Origin of the sequence: Methylobacterium sp. Leaf361, from assembly GCF_001424445.1 — a bacterium.
In the GTDB taxonomy this organism is placed as follows: Bacteria; Pseudomonadota; Alphaproteobacteria; order Rhizobiales; family Beijerinckiaceae; genus Methylobacterium.
Window position 1 is genome coordinate 92900 of the sequence record NZ_LMPY01000006.1, and the last position, 15701, is coordinate 108600.

18 protein-coding genes are annotated in these 15701 nt (G+C 72.8%); 7 read left to right on the forward strand and 11 right to left on the reverse strand.

Features of this window, described 5'->3' with window-relative positions:
• Positions 1 to 180: 180 nt before the first annotated feature.
• The 7 genes from ASG32_RS06700 to ASG32_RS06730 all read right to left on the reverse strand — a co-directional run bounded on the left by ASG32_RS06700 (position 181) and on the right by ASG32_RS06730 (position 6697).
• Positions 181 to 1422: a cytochrome P450 gene (locus ASG32_RS06700; protein ID WP_056523747.1), complete on the reverse strand. Its 1242-nt coding sequence runs from the start codon at positions 1420 to 1422 to the stop codon at positions 181 to 183.
• On the reverse strand, positions 1415 to 2740 hold the full coding sequence (locus ASG32_RS06705; protein ID WP_056523749.1) for an FAD-dependent oxidoreductase: 1326 nt from the start codon (positions 2738 to 2740) through the stop codon (positions 1415 to 1417). Before ASG32_RS06705 ends, ASG32_RS06700 begins: the two co-directional genes overlap by 8 nt.
• Positions 2737 to 2973: a ferredoxin gene (locus ASG32_RS06710; protein ID WP_020093786.1), complete on the reverse strand. Its 237-nt coding sequence runs from the start codon at positions 2971 to 2973 to the stop codon at positions 2737 to 2739. The genes ASG32_RS06705 and ASG32_RS06710 overlap by 4 nt, the downstream gene beginning before the upstream one ends.
• Complete coding sequence (locus tag ASG32_RS06715) at positions 2973 to 4289, reverse strand: nucleotide disphospho-sugar-binding domain-containing protein (RefSeq protein WP_056523751.1); 1317 nt, start codon at positions 4287 to 4289, stop codon at positions 2973 to 2975. Before ASG32_RS06715 ends, ASG32_RS06710 begins: the two co-directional genes overlap by 1 nt.
• Before the next feature lie 303 nt (positions 4290 to 4592).
• Entirely contained in the window at positions 4593 to 5225 is a 633-nt protein-coding gene (locus ASG32_RS06720; RefSeq protein WP_056523755.1) for a TPM domain-containing protein, read from the reverse strand.
• A complete protein-coding gene (locus tag ASG32_RS06725) occupies positions 5215 to 6027 on the reverse strand; it encodes a TPM domain-containing protein (protein WP_107351930.1) in 813 nt (270 codons plus the stop codon). Before ASG32_RS06725 ends, ASG32_RS06720 begins: the two co-directional genes overlap by 11 nt.
• A 34-nt stretch (positions 6028 to 6061) precedes the next feature.
• Positions 6062 to 6697 (reverse strand): LemA family protein, encoded by a 636-nt coding sequence (locus tag ASG32_RS06730; protein WP_020093782.1) that lies wholly within the window; start codon positions 6695 to 6697, stop codon positions 6062 to 6064.
• Between the two features lie 218 nt (positions 6698 to 6915).
• Here ASG32_RS06730 and ASG32_RS06735 point away from each other — a divergent pair, with 218 nt between their 5' ends.
• The 5 genes from ASG32_RS06735 (at position 6916) to ASG32_RS06755 (ending at position 12066) form a co-directional block, all read left to right on the forward strand.
• Entirely contained in the window at positions 6916 to 7290 is a 375-nt protein-coding gene (locus ASG32_RS06735) for a hypothetical protein (RefSeq protein ID WP_020093781.1), read from the forward strand.
• 25 nt (positions 7291 to 7315) lie between these two features.
• The gene (locus tag ASG32_RS06740) at positions 7316 to 8236 is read left to right on the forward strand and encodes a LysR substrate-binding domain-containing protein (RefSeq protein ID WP_056523758.1); all 921 of its coding nucleotides are present in this window, start codon (positions 7316 to 7318) and stop codon (positions 8234 to 8236) included.
• Between the two features lie 100 nt (positions 8237 to 8336).
• A complete protein-coding gene (locus tag ASG32_RS06745; protein ID WP_056523761.1) occupies positions 8337 to 9530 on the forward strand; it encodes a CaiB/BaiF CoA-transferase family protein in 1194 nt (397 codons plus the stop codon).
• Positions 9527 to 10453, forward strand: a complete 927-nt coding sequence (locus tag ASG32_RS06750) for a hydroxymethylglutaryl-CoA lyase (RefSeq protein ID WP_056523764.1) — start codon at positions 9527 to 9529, stop codon at positions 10451 to 10453. Before ASG32_RS06745 ends, ASG32_RS06750 begins: the two co-directional genes overlap by 4 nt.
• A gap of 284 nt (positions 10454 to 10737) precedes the next feature.
• Positions 10738 to 12066 (forward strand): MFS transporter, encoded by a 1329-nt coding sequence (locus tag ASG32_RS06755; protein ID WP_056523767.1) that lies wholly within the window; start codon positions 10738 to 10740, stop codon positions 12064 to 12066.
• A 36-nt stretch (positions 12067 to 12102) separates the two neighbouring features.
• On the opposite strand, the gene ASG32_RS33695 is transcribed toward ASG32_RS06755, so the two are convergent.
• From ASG32_RS33695 to ASG32_RS06765, 3 genes are read right to left on the reverse strand one after another with little or no spacing between them, the layout of a single operon-like run.
• A complete protein-coding gene (locus tag ASG32_RS33695; RefSeq protein WP_157861910.1) occupies positions 12103 to 12243 on the reverse strand; it encodes a hypothetical protein in 141 nt (46 codons plus the stop codon).
• Positions 12244 to 12294: 51 nt separating this feature from the next.
• Positions 12295 to 12489: a hypothetical protein gene (locus ASG32_RS06760; RefSeq protein WP_056523770.1), complete on the reverse strand. Its 195-nt coding sequence runs from the start codon at positions 12487 to 12489 to the stop codon at positions 12295 to 12297.
• Positions 12480 to 12725, reverse strand: coding sequence for a hypothetical protein (locus ASG32_RS06765; protein WP_056523776.1), 246 nt, complete (start codon positions 12723 to 12725; stop codon positions 12480 to 12482). Before ASG32_RS06765 ends, ASG32_RS06760 begins: the two co-directional genes overlap by 10 nt.
• Before the next feature lie 417 nt (positions 12726 to 13142).
• On the opposite strand from ASG32_RS06765, the gene ASG32_RS06770 reads away from it, so the two are divergent.
• Complete coding sequence (locus tag ASG32_RS06770; protein WP_056523778.1) at positions 13143 to 13550, forward strand: MucR family transcriptional regulator; 408 nt, start codon at positions 13143 to 13145, stop codon at positions 13548 to 13550.
• A 3-nt stretch (positions 13551 to 13553) separates the two neighbouring features.
• Positions 13554 to 13805: a hypothetical protein gene (locus ASG32_RS06775; RefSeq protein ID WP_056523780.1), complete on the forward strand. Its 252-nt coding sequence runs from the start codon at positions 13554 to 13556 to the stop codon at positions 13803 to 13805.
• A gap of 89 nt (positions 13806 to 13894) precedes the next feature.
• Here ASG32_RS06775 and ASG32_RS06780 read toward each other — a convergent pair whose 3' ends face one another.
• Entirely contained in the window at positions 13895 to 15526 is a 1632-nt protein-coding gene (locus ASG32_RS06780; RefSeq protein ID WP_056523786.1) for an inorganic phosphate transporter, read from the reverse strand.
• Positions 15527 to 15701 lie beyond the last annotated feature (175 nt).

Here is a 15701-nt window from a genome sequence, read left to right on the forward strand (position 1 = left end):
CGTCTCTCCGGAAGCTCTCGGGATTGCGGCCGTCTCGGCCGCTCTCCCGTAAAGCCCGCCTCGGCACGGCCAAGTTCCGGCGTCGCCGTTCGCCCACCGCGGGCGAAAGGGTTTACGAATGTTTCACGTGAAACAGCCCCGTTCACCGTCGCTTTACGACTCGCGCCGGCCCGGTCCGGATCAGGCGATCCCGTCGATGCCGATGCCGAGCTGCTCGGGCCCCCGGAGCGAAGCGCCCGGCCGGTAGGGCGGCGGATCGACCGCGAGCCGCGGGGCGACGAGGCGGCGGCTCAGCGCCACCAGAGCGATCTCGGCCTCGAGCCGCGCCAGGGGCGCGCCGACGCAGTAGTGCAGGCCCCCGCCGAAGCCGAAATGCTCGATGTCGCCCCGGTCGGGATCGAAGCGGTCGGGATCCGCGAACCGGTCGGGATCGCGGTTCGCGGCGGCGAACATCAGGATGACGGGTGCCCCCTTCGGGATCATCTCGCCGGCCACCGCGATCGCACCGAGGGCCTTGCGGGTCCGGAAATGCACCGGCGGCTCGTAGCGCAGGACCTCCTCGATCAGCCGCGGCGCCCGCTCCGGATCGGCCCGGAGCCGCTCCAGCTCTTCGGGGTGCCGGAGCAGGGTCAGCATGGCGTTGGTGATGAGGTTCACGGTGGTCTCGTGACCGGCGACCAGCAGCAGGACCGCCGTCGACAGGAGGTCGAAGTCGCTCATCTGCTTCCGGCCGTCCGGACCGGGGGCGGCGAGGCCGCTCAGCATGTCGTCGGCCGGGCGCCGCCGCTTCTCGCGGATGAGGTCGCGCATGTAGGCGGCGATCTCGTCGAAGGCGCCGACGATCTGGCGCCGGGTCGCGTCGTCGTGGCGCGCGTCCGGCTCGACGGCCGTGGCGAGCTGCGTCGCCCAGGCCTGGAACCGCGGCTCGTCCTCGCGCGGCACGCCGAGCAGCTCGCAGATCACCGTCACCGGCAGCGGGTAGGAGAGGTCGCTCACGAGACAGACCTCCCGCCGGTCCCGGCAGGCGTCGATCAGGCCGTCCACCTCCCGGGCGATCCGCGGCCGCAGCGCCTGAACCCGCGCGATCGAGAATTCCCGCATCACCAGGCTGCGCAGCCGGTCGTGGTCCGGAGGATCGCGGAAGATGAACGGGCGGTGCGTGGCGCTGATGCGGTTCTTGATCGGGTTGAGGATCAGGTCCTTGAGCGGATTGCCAGTGCGAGGCCGCCGGGGCGGTGGCAGATCCTCGGAGCTGAGCCGCGGGTCGAACAGCAGGCTGCGGATCGCCGCGTGCGTGGAGACGACGTAGCTGCCGTCGCGCTGGCGGGAGACCGGCTGCTGCCGCAACCGACGATAGAGCGGGTACGGGTCGGCCCGGTTGGCCGGATCCATCACCGCGGCGAACAGCGCGTCGTCAGACATGGACGGTCTCGGCGGAAGGCCGCGCCGGGGCGGCTCGGTGCGGCGGCGGGAAGCCCGGTGCCGCCATCTCGACGCGCGGCCGGTCGGTGGCGTCGGTGATCGGCGGGAACGGGTCGCCGGCCGTGATCGCCTCCGCGTAGGCCGGCAGCCAGCGAGCCTGATCGAACGAGACGGCCGCGATGCTGCGCCCGGCGCGGCCGTAGACGGCGAGGAAGCGCCGGGAGGCCCGCGAACCCTGCACCACCGCCACGGAATCGGCGCCGTCGGGGAGGCCAACGAGCTTGATGTTGATCCCGAACTGGCTCGACCAGAAGGCCGGCAGGTGGCCGTAGGGGCGCTGCTCGCCGGGGCCGGCCAGCATGTTGCGCGCGGCGTGGGCGGCCTGCTCGACGGCGTTGCCCCAGTGCTCCACGGCGATCAGCCGATTGCCGTAGAGCGGGATCGGCCACCGGGCGACGTCGCCCGCGGCGTAGATGTCCGGGCAGGGCACCCCGTCGGCGTCGAGGACCCGGCAGGCGGCGTCGCAGGTCACGCCGCCGGCATCGGCGCGCAGGCCCGCGCCCCGCAGCCAGCCCGTCGCCCGGGTCGCCCCAAGGGCGGCGATGACGAGGTTGGTCTCGACGGTGCTGCCGTCCGCCAGCCGGGCCCGGGCGACGTGCCCCGCCGCGTCGCCCTCGAACGCCCGCACCATCGTGCCGGGGCGGAACGTGGCGCCGGATTCGCGCAAACGCTCGGCGATCACGCCGCCGACGAAGGTCCCGAGACCCCGGGCCAGGGGCGCGGCGTTCGGGTCGACCAGGGTCACGGGCAGGCCGAGGTCGCGCAGGCAGGAGGCCGCCTCGCAACCGATCAGGCCGCCGCCGACGATGAGCACCTGCCGCGGGCGCGCCAGCAGGGCGTCCCGCAGGGCGGCCGCGTCGTCGCGCCCGCGCAGGGTGAAGATGCCGGCGAGCCCGCCGCCGGTCTCGGCCGGCCAGGGCCGGGCCTCGGCGCCGGTGGCGATGAGCAGGGCCTCGTAGGCCAGCGCCGACCCGTCGGCGAGCCGGAGCGTGCGGGCTGCCCGGTCGAGGGCGACGGCCGGGCTCCCGAGACGCCAGCGGGCGCGCAGATCCGCCAGTTCCGGCAGCCGGGTCGCGTCGGCGGCGAGCTCGCCGGCGAGCACGTGCTTCGACAGGGGCGGCCGGTCGTAGGGCCGGTACGGCTCGGCGCCGACCAGCGTGAGCGGGCCGTCGTACCCGCCCCGCCGCAGCGTCTCAGCGCCGCGCAGGCCGGCGAGGGAGGCGCCGACCACGACGATGCCGGCGGGTTCGGGGGTCACGGCGCGTCTCCGTCGTCCGGGCCGGCCTGGAGGCTGATGGCGCGGACCGGGCAGGCCTGCACGGCCCGCTCGATGGCGCCGCGGCGGTCGGCCGGCGGCGCGGGATCGTAGAACAGGATCTCGTGGCCGCGGATCGCGAAGGCGTCCGGCGCGGCGTAGCAGCATTGGGCGTAGCCCTGGCAGCGGTTGAGATCCACGACGACCCGGAGCGCCGCGGTGTCGGAGGCCGGCATCACGCCGACCTCGCCAGCCGGCGCGCGGTCCCGGCATCGGTCCCGGCGCGCGCGAGATCGTCCAGAGCCGTCAGGATCGACGCCATGGCGTCCCGGGCCGCGAAGGCGTCCCGCAGCGCCCCGGCGCGCGCCCGGAAGTCGGGCTCGCCGAGCACTCGCGCCACCGCGGCGCCAACCGCCTCCGGGGCCGGCGCGTTGGTTCCGAGGTTGATCCCGACGCCGGACCAGCCGATGCGCGCGTTCACCTCCGCCTTGTCCTCGGTCAGGCCGGCCGACACGATCGGCACGCCGGCGGCGAGCGCCTGCGAGACGCTGCCGTAGCCGCCGTTGGTCACCAGCAGGCTCACCCGCGGCAGCAATTCGCGGAACGGCAGGAAGCACGACACCCGGGCGTTGGCCGGGACCGGAACCTTCAGCGCGTCCACCGGGCGGCCGCCGGTGGTGGCCAGGACCAGCAGATCGTCCCGGTCGGCCAGGGCGGTCAGTGTCGGCTCGACCAGCTCGCCGAAATCCGCGTTGGCCAGCGTGCCCTGGGTGACCAGCACGACGGGCCGGCCCGCCGCGTTCGCCGCCTCCAGATCGGGCCACCAGTCCGGGAGCGGCGCGGGCGGCGTCGGCGGATCGAGCAGGCCGATGAAGCGCAGGCCGGGCGGCAGGGTGCCGTACTCGTACTCGAAGCCCGGCACGGTCGGCTGCAGGAACAGGTCCGGCAGGACCACGATCGAGTGGGGCAGGGACGCCGGCAGGGGCGGCAGGCCGAGCGCGGCGAGCTTCGCGTCCGTGTAGGCCCGCACCGGGTTGACGAAGGCCGCGTCCATGCCGGCCTTCAGGGTCGCGTAGCGGACGAGGTCGTCCCGGTCGCGGGCCGGCGGCAGGCCGAGGCCCACGGGCGCGTGGTCGGGCCGGTCGAGAAACAGGATGCTGACGTTGACGGTCACGATCGGCGGCCGCGGCGCGCTGTCGAGCAGCAGCGGCAGCGCGCCCAGGAACATGCTGCCGGCCAGGATCACGTCGGGCGCCTCGGCCGCGATCAGCGCCCGCAGGGCGGCGGCCTGGACCGGCATGGGATCCACGAACCGGCGCTCGAACTCGCGGCGGTAGCGCTCCGGGCCGGCCGGCAGCTCGGTCTCGCGGTACTCGGCCGCGTGGTTGTCCGCGTAGGGCGTGAAGCGCAGGGCCGCCGCCTCGACCTTTGGCCGGAAGGCCGGGTCGGTGAGCACGAGGACGTCGTCCCCCCGGGCCGCCACCGTCCGACCGATGGCGAGGAGCGGGTTCACGTGGCCGGTGAGCGGCGTCGCGGCGATCAGGATCTTCATCACGGCCTCCTCGAGCGCCGCCGGTCGGGCCGACGTCGCTCCTGCTCGGGTGCCGGCGCCTTCACGCGCGGGTGCCCCGTGGCCCCCGGCGCGCCGGACTCACAGGGGAAATCGCGGCCGGTCCAGCGCAGTTACACAACCCCAAGGTGCTTGGTGCGGCGCCGCACCATGGCATCCGGTTGAAGTCCGACGCAATATCGGAGTGTCGCAGGCCACAGCGATCGTGCGGCCTGCCGGATTTCGGCGCGTCCACCGTTCGGATGACGCGTCACGGACGCCCGACCGCGACGGCCGGCGGCGCCGTCAGTCGACCACGACGACCCGGTTCGGCAGCTCGTCGGGATCGCCCGGGCCCGCGGGGAGGTGCTCCGCCAGGCAGGCCCCGACGCGCGCGACCGCCGCCGTCAGGCCGTCCTCGATGGCGCCGCGCCCGAGCGCCGGTATCAGCTCGGCGAGGATCCCGTCCCAGGCGGAGGGCGGGATCTCCCGCAGGACGCCGAGATCTGTGACGATCTCGGCGTGCCGCTCGGCGAGCGACAGGTAGAGCAGGATGCCGGTGCGCCGGCGCGTCAGGCTCAGGCCGCGCGACCAGAAGGCCCGCCGGGCTGCCTCCCGGGCGCGGGCGCGGCGCAGGCGGCGCGGCACCAGGGCCATGCGCAGCCGCTCGCTCTGGCTCGCCGCGAGGATCGCCGCCACGAGGGCCGCCTGCGCCAGTAGGATCGACGCGGCGCTCCAGGCGGTCAGGGCGATCAGCGGCCAGGGCAGGACCAGCGCCGCGACGAGGGCGGTGAGCAGCACGATCGAGCGGTAGGCGCCGGCGCGCCGGCTCACCATCACGACGATCTCGCCGGAGGTCCCGGCCTCCGCGCGCCCGACCGCCTGGGCGAGCCGCTCCCGCGCTTCCAGAGTCAGGACAGCCGCGCGTCTACCAGTCACCGGAGGCCCCTCCGCCGCCCGACGAGCCGCCGCCGCCGGAAAATCCACCGTCGAAACCGCCCGAGGAGCCGCCCGACCCGCCGTCCGAGAAGCCGCCGCCCCACCCGCCCGAGCCGGGCCCCGGCAGGATGACGAGGCCGCCGGGTCCCGACCGGCCGCCCCGGCTCATGCGCCACGCGACGAACACCACGATCAGGAGCAGGACGACGAAGACCGCCACCTGGGCGGGATCGACCTCGTCGGACCGCACCTGCGGCTTGCGCTGCCAGTCCTGCGCGTCGCCGGCCAGGATCGACAGGATGCCGTCGACGCCGGCGTCGAGGCCGCCGAAATAGTCGCCGGTCTTGAAGCGCGGCGTGATGGCGCCTGCGATGATCACCTTGGACAGGGCGTCGGTCAGCGCCCCCTCCAGGCCGTAGCCGACCTCGATCCGGACCTTCCGCTCGCTCGGCGCCACCAGCAGCAGGACGCCGTTGTTGGTCTTGGCCTGCCCGAGCTTCCAGTCCCGGAACAGGCGGTTGGCGTAGTCCTCGACGGTCGTGCCCTGCAGGTTCGGCACCGTGGCGACGACCACTTGGTCCGAGGTCTTGTCCTCGTGCGCCTTCAGCTTGGCCTCGAGGGTGCCGCGCTGCTCCGGCGTCAGGATGCCGGCCGCGTCGACCACGCGGCCGGTCAGCGCCGGGAAGGTCAGCTCCGCCGCCAGCGCCCCGATCGCGAAGACCGTCAGGCAGGCCGCCAGGACGGCGAGCGACAGGGCGAGCCGCACCCGGTCGGGCAGGATCCCGCCCCGGGTCCGGGTCATGGTCGGTCCTACGCGCCGCCCCACGCGCCGCATCCTAGAACTTCACGTTCGGCGGCCGGTCGGCGTTCGGTGTCGCCGTGAAGGTCTCCATCGGCTTGGCGTCGGGGTACAGGACCGCCGCGATCCAGCGGCCCGGGATCGTGCGCACCTCGGTGTTGTAGGCCTGGACCGCCGTGATGTAGTCGCGCCGCGCCACCGCGATGCGGTTCTCGGTGCCCTCCAGCTGGGATTGCAGGGCGAGGAAGTTCTGGTTCGACTTGAGGTCGGGATACCGCTCCACCGTCACCAAGAGGCGTCCGAGCGCGCCCGAGAGCTGGTTCTGGGCGTCCTGGTACTCCTTGAACTTCTGCGGATCGCTGACCGTGGAGGCGTCGACCTTCACGCTGGACGCCTTGGCGCGCGCCTCGGTGACGCCGATCAGCACGTCCTTCTCCTGCTGCGCGTAGCCCTTCACGGTCTCGACGAGGTTGGGGATCAGGTCGGCCCGGCGCTGGTACTGGTTCTGCACCTCGCTCCACGCGGATTTGGCCTGCTCCTGCAGCGTCGGCACCCGGTTCACCGCCCCGCAGCCGGAGAGACCCGCGGCCACCAGGATCACCGAGAGCACGCCGAGGAGGCGCGCCGCGGGCGATGTCCGGCGCACCGCGCCGGCCGTCAGCGTCGTTCCCATATCGTCCCCCATCTGCCGGCCGAGACTCGGCCGCTTGATCACGAGCCCGAGAGATAAGGGCCGGAACCGCCAAGGTAAGGCCCTCGCCCGACGGGTCTTGAAGGTTTGTGGCGCGGCCCGCTAAGGGCGTCGGCAACGGACCGGGCCGGCGCACGTTCGGACCCTCGAGCCGATGGTCCGGCCGAGGACCGATCGGCGCGGCGCCGCGGAGGCCGGGAATGGATGCAGCACTCGCCGACGATGTCAGGGCCGCCAGCGCCGACGCGCGGCGCCACGCTCGGGCGTACCGGGCGCCGTCCGGCAAGGACGCGCTGCCCTGGTCGGTCATCGCGACGTTCGACGCCCGGGTCCGGGGCCACCTCGCCCGCGATCCGCGGATCGAGGACGAGCGCGACCGCGTCCTGATCGCCGCCGTGAAGCTCGCCGAGACGCCGGTCGAGGAGGGGGACGAGAGCGTCGCCGCGGCGCGCGCCCACCTCGTCGACGCGATCGACTACCTGGAGCAGGCTGTGCTGCGCTTCGGCCTCGTCAACCGGGAGGGGGCCAAGGCCGGTCTCGGCACCTACGGCCAGCCGGTCGGATCCCGCGACTGACGGCGCGCCCGGACCGAGCCGCCGGATGTCCGCCGACCTGCCCGCGGCCGCGACCCTGAGCCGCCTCGACCTGAAGACGCTCCGGCTGTTCGCGGCCATCTGCGCGGAGGGGACCCTGAACGGCGCGGCCCGCCGGGCGGCGATCGCGCCCTCGGCGGTGAGCAAGCGCCTCGCCGAGCTGGAGCACGCGCTGGGCTGCACCCTGCTCACCCGCGAGCCGCGCGGCATGCGGCTCACCCCGGCGGGCGAGACCCTGCTGCACCACACCCGGCGGATGCTGGCGAGCGCCGAGCAGATCGCTCTGGAACTCGCCGAGCACGCCCGGGGCGTGCGCGGCTTCGTGCGGGTGCTCGCCAACCTCTCGGCCATCGTGGAGTTCCTGCCCGAGGACCTGCAGGCGTTCCTGGCGGCGCAGGACGGGATCCGGGTCGACCTGGAGGAGCGGCCGAGCGGCGGCGTCGTCGCCGGCGTCGAGGAGGGCTTCGCCGATCTCGGCCTCTGCGCGGACAACACCGACACCCGCAGCCTCACCGCCTACCCGTACCGGAGCGACCGCCTCGTCCTGGTGATGCCGGCCGGGCATCCCCTGAGCGGCCGCGGCGCCGTCGCGCTGGCCGACACACTCGACTACGACCATGTCGGGCTGCACGCGGAGAGCTCGATCTACGCCGCCCTGCGCGACGAGGCCCGGCGCCTCGGCCGGCCCCTGCGGCTGCGCATGCACGTCCCGAGCTTCGACGCGATCTGCCGCATGGCGCAGGTCGGGCTCGGCCTCGGGACCGTGCCGGAGCGCGTCTACGCCCTGCTCGGCCCGCCGATGCGGCTCGCCGCGGTGCCGCTCACCGATCCCTGGGCCGTGCGCACGCTGCGCCTCGTGGTCCGCCCGGGCGCCCTGTCGCCGGCGGCCGCCCTCCTGCTGGAGCATCTCCGGGCCGCCGGTCGCTGAGCGTGCGTTCTCCTGCGGCGAACGCACGGTGGTGCATGGCGTTTGGACTTGGCTACCGGAAGAGCCCTATCTCCGGGGCAACAAACGATGGAGGAAAGCCGTGTCCGGTCCGCTCAGCGGTATCCGCGTTCTCGAGCTCGGTCAGCTGATCGCCGCGCCCTTCGCGACGCGGCTGATGGCCGAGTTCGGCGCCGAGGTCATCAAGGTCGAGCCCCCGGGTGAGGGCGATCCCCTCCGGAAGTGGCGCAAGATGCACGAGGGCACCTCGCTCTGGTGGTACCTGCAGTCACGCAACAAGAAGTCGATCGCCGTCAATCTGAAGTCGCCCGAGGGGCTCGACATCGTCAAGCAGCTCGCCCGGAGCGCCGACGTGGTGGTCGAGAACTTCCGGCCCGGCGGCCTGGAGAAGCTCGGCCTCGGCTGGGACGTGCTCTCCGCCCTCAACCCGAAGCTCGTGATGGTCCGGATCTCCGGCTACGGCCAGACCGGCCCCTACCGCGACCGGCCCGGCTTCGGCGCCATCGGCGAGTCGATGGGCGGCATCCGCTTCACCACCGGCAGCCCGGAGGCCCCGCCGGCCCGGGTCGGCGTCAGCATCGGCGACACCCTGGCCTCGCTCCACGGCGTCATCGGCGCGCTGATGGCCCTGCTGCGGGTCAAGACCGGGCAGGGCGCGGGCCAGGTCATCGACGTCTCGCTCGTCGAGAGCGTGTTCAACGTCATGGAGAGCCTCGTCCCCGAGTACGACCTGCTCGGCGAGGTCCGCACCCGCACCGGCGGCGCCCTGCCGGGCATCACCCCGTCGAACACCTACCCGACGCGGGACGGCGGCTACGTGGTCATCGCCGGCAACAGCGACCCCATCTTCCGCCGCCTGATGACGGCGATCGGCCGGCCCGACCTCGCGGACGACCCGGCGCTGCGCAACAACGAGGGTCGCTCCAGGCAATCCGCCATGCTGGACGGCACCATCGCCGACTGGTCGAAGACGCAGACGGTCGAGGAGGCGCTCGCCGCCCTCGACGCCGCCGACGTGCCAGCCGGCCGCATCTACTCGGTGGCCGACATCGTGGCCGACCCGCATTATCAGGCGCGCGACATGATCCTGCAGGCGGAGCTGCCCGGCGGGACCGCGGTGAAGATGCCCGGCATCGTGCCGAAGCTCTCCGACACGCCCGGCGAGGTCCGCTGGCAGGGGCCGGCCCTCGGCGCCCACACCGATTCCGTGCTCGCCGAGCTCGGTCTCGACCCGGCGCGCATCGCCGCGCTGCGCGAGAAGGGAGCCGTGGCATGAGCGGCGACGCCCTGATCGTCCAGGAGGTCGCGACCCGCGACGGCTTCCAGATCGAGCCGGTCTTCGTGCCGACGGCGGAGAAGATCCGCCTGATCGACGCCCTGGCGGCGGCCGGCTTCAGCCGGATCGAGGTCTCGTCCTTCGTCTCGCCGAAGGCGGTGCCGGCGCTCGCCGACGCGGCCGAGGTCTTCTCCGGGATCCGGCGCCGGCCCGGGACCGTCTACGTCGCCCTGGTGCCGAACCCGAAGGGCGCCGAGCGGGCGCTCGCCGCCAGGGTCGACGAGATCAACCTCGTCGCCTCGGTGAGCGAGACCCACAACCGCGCCAATATGGGCATGAGCCCGGCCGACTCGATCGCCGGCTTCGCGCGGATCATGGATTCGGTGCGCGGCGCCCCGCTCAGCACCAACGCCACGGTGGCGACCGCCTTCGGCTGCCCGTTCGAGGGCGACCAGCCGGCCGACAGGGTCGTCGCGCAGGTGGAGCGCTACCTGTCGCTGGGCGTCGACGGGGTGACGTTGGCCGACACGACCGGCATGGCCAATCCCCGGCAGGTGAGCCGCCTCGTCGCACGGGTCCTACCCCTGGTCGGTCCCGGGCGCCTGACGCTTCACTTCCACAACACACGCGGCCTCGGCCTCGCCAACGTGCTGGCGGCCTACGACGCGGGCGCCCGGCGCTTCGATGCGGCGCTCGGCGGCCTGGGCGGCTGCCCGTTCGCGCCCGGCGCCACCGGCAACATCTGCACCGAGGATCTCGTCAGCATGGCCCACGAGATGGGCCTGCCGACGGGCCTCGACCTCCCGGCGCTGATCGGCCTGTCGCGGGACCTGCCGCGCCTCGTCGGCCACGACGTGCCCGGCCAGGTCGCCAAGGCCGGACGGCCCTGCGACCTGCATCCGGCCCCCGCCCGGGCGGCCTGAGACTCTGTCAGCTCCTGCATCCTTGAGCCTGCGCGTCACGACGGAGATCCCGCTCGCGCCCTCATCCTGAGGGGACGGAGCGCAGCGGAGGCCTCGAAGGAGGCCTCCAGGGATCGCACGTCCGGCTGGAGGCCTCCTTCGAGGCAGCTTCGCCGCACCTCAGGATGAGGGCGCGGGTTGGAGAGGCCCGGTCGCACAGGCTCTGAGTTCACGCGGACAAGCCGCCCGCCCGAAGGCGGCACCGCCCACGACACGTCCCTCAAGAACACACCACGGAGGAAACCATGACCGCAGCCCTGTCCGGGTCGCCGGCCGCCGCCGAGGCCGGCGCGGTGACGGAGACCGGCGTCGTCCGCAAGGTCGCGTGGCGGCTCATGCCGCTGATCATGATCTGCTACATGTTCGCGTTCTTCGACCGCATCAACATCAGCTTCGCCAAGTTCCAGCTCCAGAGCGACCTCGGCTTCAGCAACGTCGCCTACGGGCTCGGCGCGAGCATGTTCGTCGTCGGTTACGTGATCTTCGAGGTGCCCTCGAACCTGTTCCTCTACCGGGTCGGGGCGCGGCGCTGGATCGCCCGGATCATGATCTCCTGGGGCATCGCCACCGCGCTGATGATCTTCATCCGCAGCGAGTGGCACTTCTACGCCCTGCGCTTCCTGATCGGCGCCATGGAGGCGGGCTTCGCGCCGGGTATCCTCTATTACCTGACCATCTGGTTCCCGGCCTCGCATCGCGGCCGCATCACCTCGTTCATGTTCGTGGCCTCGGCCTTCTCGGGGATCTTCGGGGCGCCGGTGGCGGGCCTGATCCTCGGCGGCCTCAACGGCGTCGGCGGCCTCGCCGGCTGGCAATGGCTGTTCCTGGCCGGCGGCCTGCCCTGCCTCGTGCTCGGAATGCTCGTGCTGACGCGCCTCGACGACCGGATCGCCGATGCCCGCTGGCTGTCCGAGCCCGAGAAGGCGCTCCTGTCGAGCCGGATCGCACACCACAACCGGGACATCGGCGACCACTCGCTGATCGGGGCGATCAAGCAGCCCGGCTTCCTGATGATCGCGCTGATCTACTTCCTGCTCCAGATCGGCTCGTACGGCCTGAACTTCTGGGGGCCGGACCTGATCAAGACCGCGAGCGGCGGGCAGGCGGCCTCGGTGGGCTTCCTGACGGCGATCCCCTACATCTGCGGGGCGATCAGCATGGTGGTGATCGGGCGCCTGTCCGACGCCTCGGGCGAGCGGCCGAAATTCGTCGCCGGCCTCGCCATCGCGGCCGCGCTCGGCTTCTTCGGCGCCGGCCTGTTCGACAAGCACATCGTGCCGCTGATGTTCGCCCTGGCACTGTTGGGGGCCGGCATCGTCGCCTCGATCCCGACCTTCTGGACCCTGCCGGCCAAGCTCGTCACCGGCGTCGGCGCGGCGGGCGGGATCGCGCTGATCAACACGCTCGGGCAGTTCGGCGGCATCGTCAGCCCGGTGATGGTCGGCTGGGTGAAGGATCTCACCGGCTCGACGACGCCCGCGCTCTACGGGATCGGCGTGCTCTGCCTCGTCGCCGCCGGGCTCGCGCTCTTCGCCATGCCGGCGAGCCTGCGCCGGAGCGACCGCGCGGCGTGAGACGGCCCGCCGCCCCGGTGCGGCCGAGGTGGCGGATCACGGGGTGCCGGCGCGGGCCGCGTGCCGGTGGTCGCGGGGTGTCGGACCACACCCGTAGGCCGCGACGCCGATCGGCAGGTGGGCGCAGGCCGGATCGGGCAGGCGCGCGGCGGCCGCCGACAGCCGGTCGCGGACCACCTCGCTGAGAAGGTCGCGCCGGGCTCGCCGAAGCCGGCTCTGCGCCGACGGTCAGGGCGGTGTCGAGGCGGCCCGGCCGAGCACGCGCTCCGGGCGGTCGCGCCGCGCGTCCGGGAGCCAGCGCCGGTCGGTCTCCGCCGTCGCCACCGGCGGCTGCCGGTCCACGACGACGCGGTCGCCGGCCTGAACCACCGCCCCACGGCCGCTCCGCTGCATGATCGACCGGTCGGCGGGCTTCAGGACCACGAACAGCGCGTCGGGACCGTTCGGCCGCCGGAGAGTTCGGTGCGTCGCGGCCGTTCGCACGGCGCCGCGCGGGTCACGACGAGGCGGCCGATCTGCGCGCATCCCAGCTTGGCCGCGATGGGGCGGTCGTGGAGCTTCTGAAGATCCTCTGTCACGAGATGCTCGGACACGATCTCCCGCCAGCGTCGGAAGCTTCCCCGCAGCCCCAGACCGGCGGTCGTGAAGAGGGTCTGCATGGATGGACGCCCGCGGCACCGGAGTGTGAGGGAAGCCTCGGCCGACCGCGCCACCGCGAAGGCGCCGATGGACTTCGCCGGGATCGTCCGGGGTCGCTTGGGCCGAGGCGTCGGCCGGCGGGAAATCCGCTTTCGAAGCCGTCCTCAGCGGCCGAAAACAGTGAATGTCCCAGTAACCATTCCGGGAATCCCGGAGGCTGCGCGGTGGAGCAAAAAACCTCGCGCCGTCGGACAAACGCCGCGCCGCTCATATTGTATATTATCTGCATCCTCAAGAAACGGAGTGCTTTCAACTTGAGGTGGTCTCATCCCGGAGCCGGACCGGCGCTCCGCATCGGCCGCACGCGATCGGATCAGACCGATCACCGATCGGCACGGCGCGTGTGACGGAACAGCTCTTCAACAGCGATGTCTCAGATGAACAACCTTATCGATCACCGCTCGACGTTCATGATGGAGAAGGTCGGCGCGATCGTCGCGGCCTACGTCTCGCGCAACGCGATCGAGGTCGCGGCGCTGCCGGCCCTGATCGACCAGGTGCACGCGGCGATCGCGGTGCTGCGCTGCGCGCCGTCAGAGTTCGGCGGGTCCGGGCTCAGCCAGTCGCAGGTCGATGCCTCGATCCAGGAGACGGGCCTGATCAGCTTCATCGACGGCCGGTCCTACCAGACGCTGAAGCGGCACCTCACCGCGCACGGCCTCACCCCCGAGCGGTATCGGGCGAAGTACGGCCTCCCGGCCGACTACCCGATGGTGGCCCCGGGCTACGCCGCGCGGCGCTCGGAGATCGCCCGGGCGATCCAGCTCGGCCACAAGGCGGCCTGAGCGATGGCGCCCGACGCTTCCGCGGATCCGGCACGGACCCGCACGCCGACCCCGGAGGCGGCGCGCGCGAGCGACGCCCTGAACCGTATCGCCGGCATCCTCGACGTGCCGGTGGCGAGCTTCTACCCGGATACCGACCAGCCCGACGCGGCCATGACCCAGGCGGCCGACCTCGTCTCGGCCTTCGTGGCGATCGACAGTCCGGCGGCGCGCCGGACCTGCCTGGCCTTCGTGCGGGCGATGGCGAGTTCCTGAAGCGCCGGGGCGCGCTGCGGAAGGCCGGAGACCGGGTCGCTTCGTCGGGGGGCGGAGCGCGGTCTCCGGCCCGTCCGGCCGGACCCGCGTCAGAACAGGTGGCGCAGGAGGTAGAACAGAGCGGCCGCGAGGGTGATCGCCGCCGGCAGGGTCAGGATCCAGGCGAGCGCCATGTTGCGCACCGTGGACATCTGGAGGCCCGAGCCGTTGGCCGCCATCGTCCCGGCGACGCCGGATGACAGGATGTGGGTGGTCGAGACCGGCAGGCCGTAGAGCTCGGCCAGCCCGATCGTGCCGGCGGCGACGATCTCGGCCGAGGCGCCCTGCGCGTAGGTCAGGTGGGTCTTGCCGATCTTCTCGCCCACCGTGACGACGATGCGCTTCCATCCGACCATGGTGCCGAGACCCAGGGCCAGGGCGACGCAGACCTTGACCCAGCCCGGGATGTAGCGCGTGCCGTCGTTGAGCAGGCCCGCGTAGCGCTTCAGGTCGGCCTTGTCGGCCTCCGAGAAGTCGGCTCCGGCGCCCGGCAGGAGGACGCGCACCGCGTCGGCGGCGAGGTACATGTCGCTGCGCAGGTTCTGGGTCTGGGCGGCCGGCACCGTGCGGATCGCCCCGTAATTCTTCACGCTGGCGGCGATGTCGTTCGAGAGCGCCGCCAGCGCCGCGTAGACGGGCGGCGTGTTCAGCGCCTTGGTCTTGAGCGCCTCCGTCACGGTCCGGCGCGCGGCCGCGGCGTCCGGCACCGCGGCGCCGGGGGCACGGGCGGCGAACACCGCGCTCGCCGCCGTCGAGGCCTGCACGAAGGCGGGCGTCGTGTCGTCCGCCATGGTGCGGTTGAGCGCGTAGGCGGTGGGGGCGGCGCCGATCAGGATCAGCATGATCAGGCCCATGCCCTTCTGCCCGTCATTGCCGCCGTGGAAGAACGACACCAGCGTGCAGGTGAGGATCAGCAGGCCGCGGATCCACGGGGGCGGGGGCGCCTCGCCCTTGGGCGCCTCGTACAGGTCCTTCCGGCGCACCGTGACCTTCAGGGCGAGCAGCAGCAGCGCCGCGAGCACGAAGCCGCAGACCGGCGAGAACAGCAGTGCCTTGAAGACGTTGAGCGCCTGGGTCCAGTCGACGCCCGCGGTGCCGTCGCCGCCGTTCATCAGCTGGTTGGCGAGGCCGACGCCGAGCACCGAGCCGATCAGCGCGTGGGACGACGAGTTCGGCAGCCCGAAGGCCCAGGTCCCGAGGTTCCAGATGATGGCCGCCAGCAGCAGCGCGAAGATCATCGCGTAGCCCGCGTGCGAGCCCACGTTGAGGATCAGCTCGACCGGCAGCAGCGTCACGATGGCGTAGGCCACCGCGCCCGACGACAGCATCACGCCGAGGAAGTTGAAGAAGCCCGACCAGATCACCGCGACGAGCGGCGGCATCGAGTGCGTGTAGATCACCGTGGCGACCGCGTTGGCGGTGTCGTGGAAGCCGTTCACGAACTCGAAGGCGAGGGCGATCAGCAGGGCGAGGCCGAGCAGCGCGAAGGCGCCGTAGGCCAGGGGCGCCTCCCCGACCGCGTTCATGTCCGCGACGAGGCTCACCACCGCGTAGCCGAGGCCCGCCACGAGGACGAGCAGGAACGCCACCACCCCGCCGAGATGCATCCCGTGGTCGAGGCGCGGACCGCCCGCCTTCCGGTCTCCCACCGCCCCCGACGGCATCACGGCGGTATCGGACATGAACCCTCGCGCGGAATCTTTCGTGGTGAGCGGGGATTAAAACCGCGCGGTGACGGTTGGGTGACGGCCCGCGACGCCGCGCGTCGGCGAGCGTGTCCGAGAACGTGTCCGAGAGCGTCGGGCGGCGCTGTCACACGCCTGACGCGGTCCGGCCGCTAGCGGACCGGACCGCTCG

Coding starts and splice junctions, on each gene's coding strand:
- ASG32_RS06700 (WP_056523747.1), bottom strand. CDS start 1,422: ATGTCTGACGACGCGCTGTTCGCCGCGGTGATGGATCCGGCCAACCGG.
- ASG32_RS06710 (WP_020093786.1), bottom strand. CDS start 2,973: ATGCCGGCCTCCGACACCGCGGCGCTCCGGGTCGTCGTGGATCTCAAC.
- ASG32_RS06715 (WP_056523751.1), bottom strand. CDS start 4,289: ATGAAGATCCTGATCGCCGCGACGCCGCTCACCGGCCACGTGAACCCG.
- ASG32_RS06725 (WP_107351930.1), bottom strand. CDS start 6,027: ATGACCCGGACCCGGGGCGGGATCCTGCCCGACCGGGTGCGGCTCGCC.
- ASG32_RS06730 (WP_020093782.1), bottom strand. CDS start 6,697: ATGGGAACGACGCTGACGGCCGGCGCGGTGCGCCGGACATCGCCCGCG.
- ASG32_RS06735 (WP_020093781.1), top strand. CDS start 6,916: ATGGATGCAGCACTCGCCGACGATGTCAGGGCCGCCAGCGCCGACGCG.
- ASG32_RS06740 (WP_056523758.1), top strand. CDS start 7,316: ATGTCCGCCGACCTGCCCGCGGCCGCGACCCTGAGCCGCCTCGACCTG.
- ASG32_RS06750 (WP_056523764.1), top strand. CDS start 9,527: ATGAGCGGCGACGCCCTGATCGTCCAGGAGGTCGCGACCCGCGACGGC.
- ASG32_RS06755 (WP_056523767.1), top strand. CDS start 10,738: ATGACCGCAGCCCTGTCCGGGTCGCCGGCCGCCGCCGAGGCCGGCGCG.
- ASG32_RS06765 (WP_056523776.1), bottom strand. CDS start 12,725: ATGCAGACCCTCTTCACGACCGCCGGTCTGGGGCTGCGGGGAAGCTTC.
- ASG32_RS06770 (WP_056523778.1), top strand. CDS start 13,143: ATGAACAACCTTATCGATCACCGCTCGACGTTCATGATGGAGAAGGTC.
- ASG32_RS06775 (WP_056523780.1), top strand. CDS start 13,554: ATGGCGCCCGACGCTTCCGCGGATCCGGCACGGACCCGCACGCCGACC.
- ASG32_RS06780 (WP_056523786.1), bottom strand. CDS start 15,526: ATGTCCGATACCGCCGTGATGCCGTCGGGGGCGGTGGGAGACCGGAAG.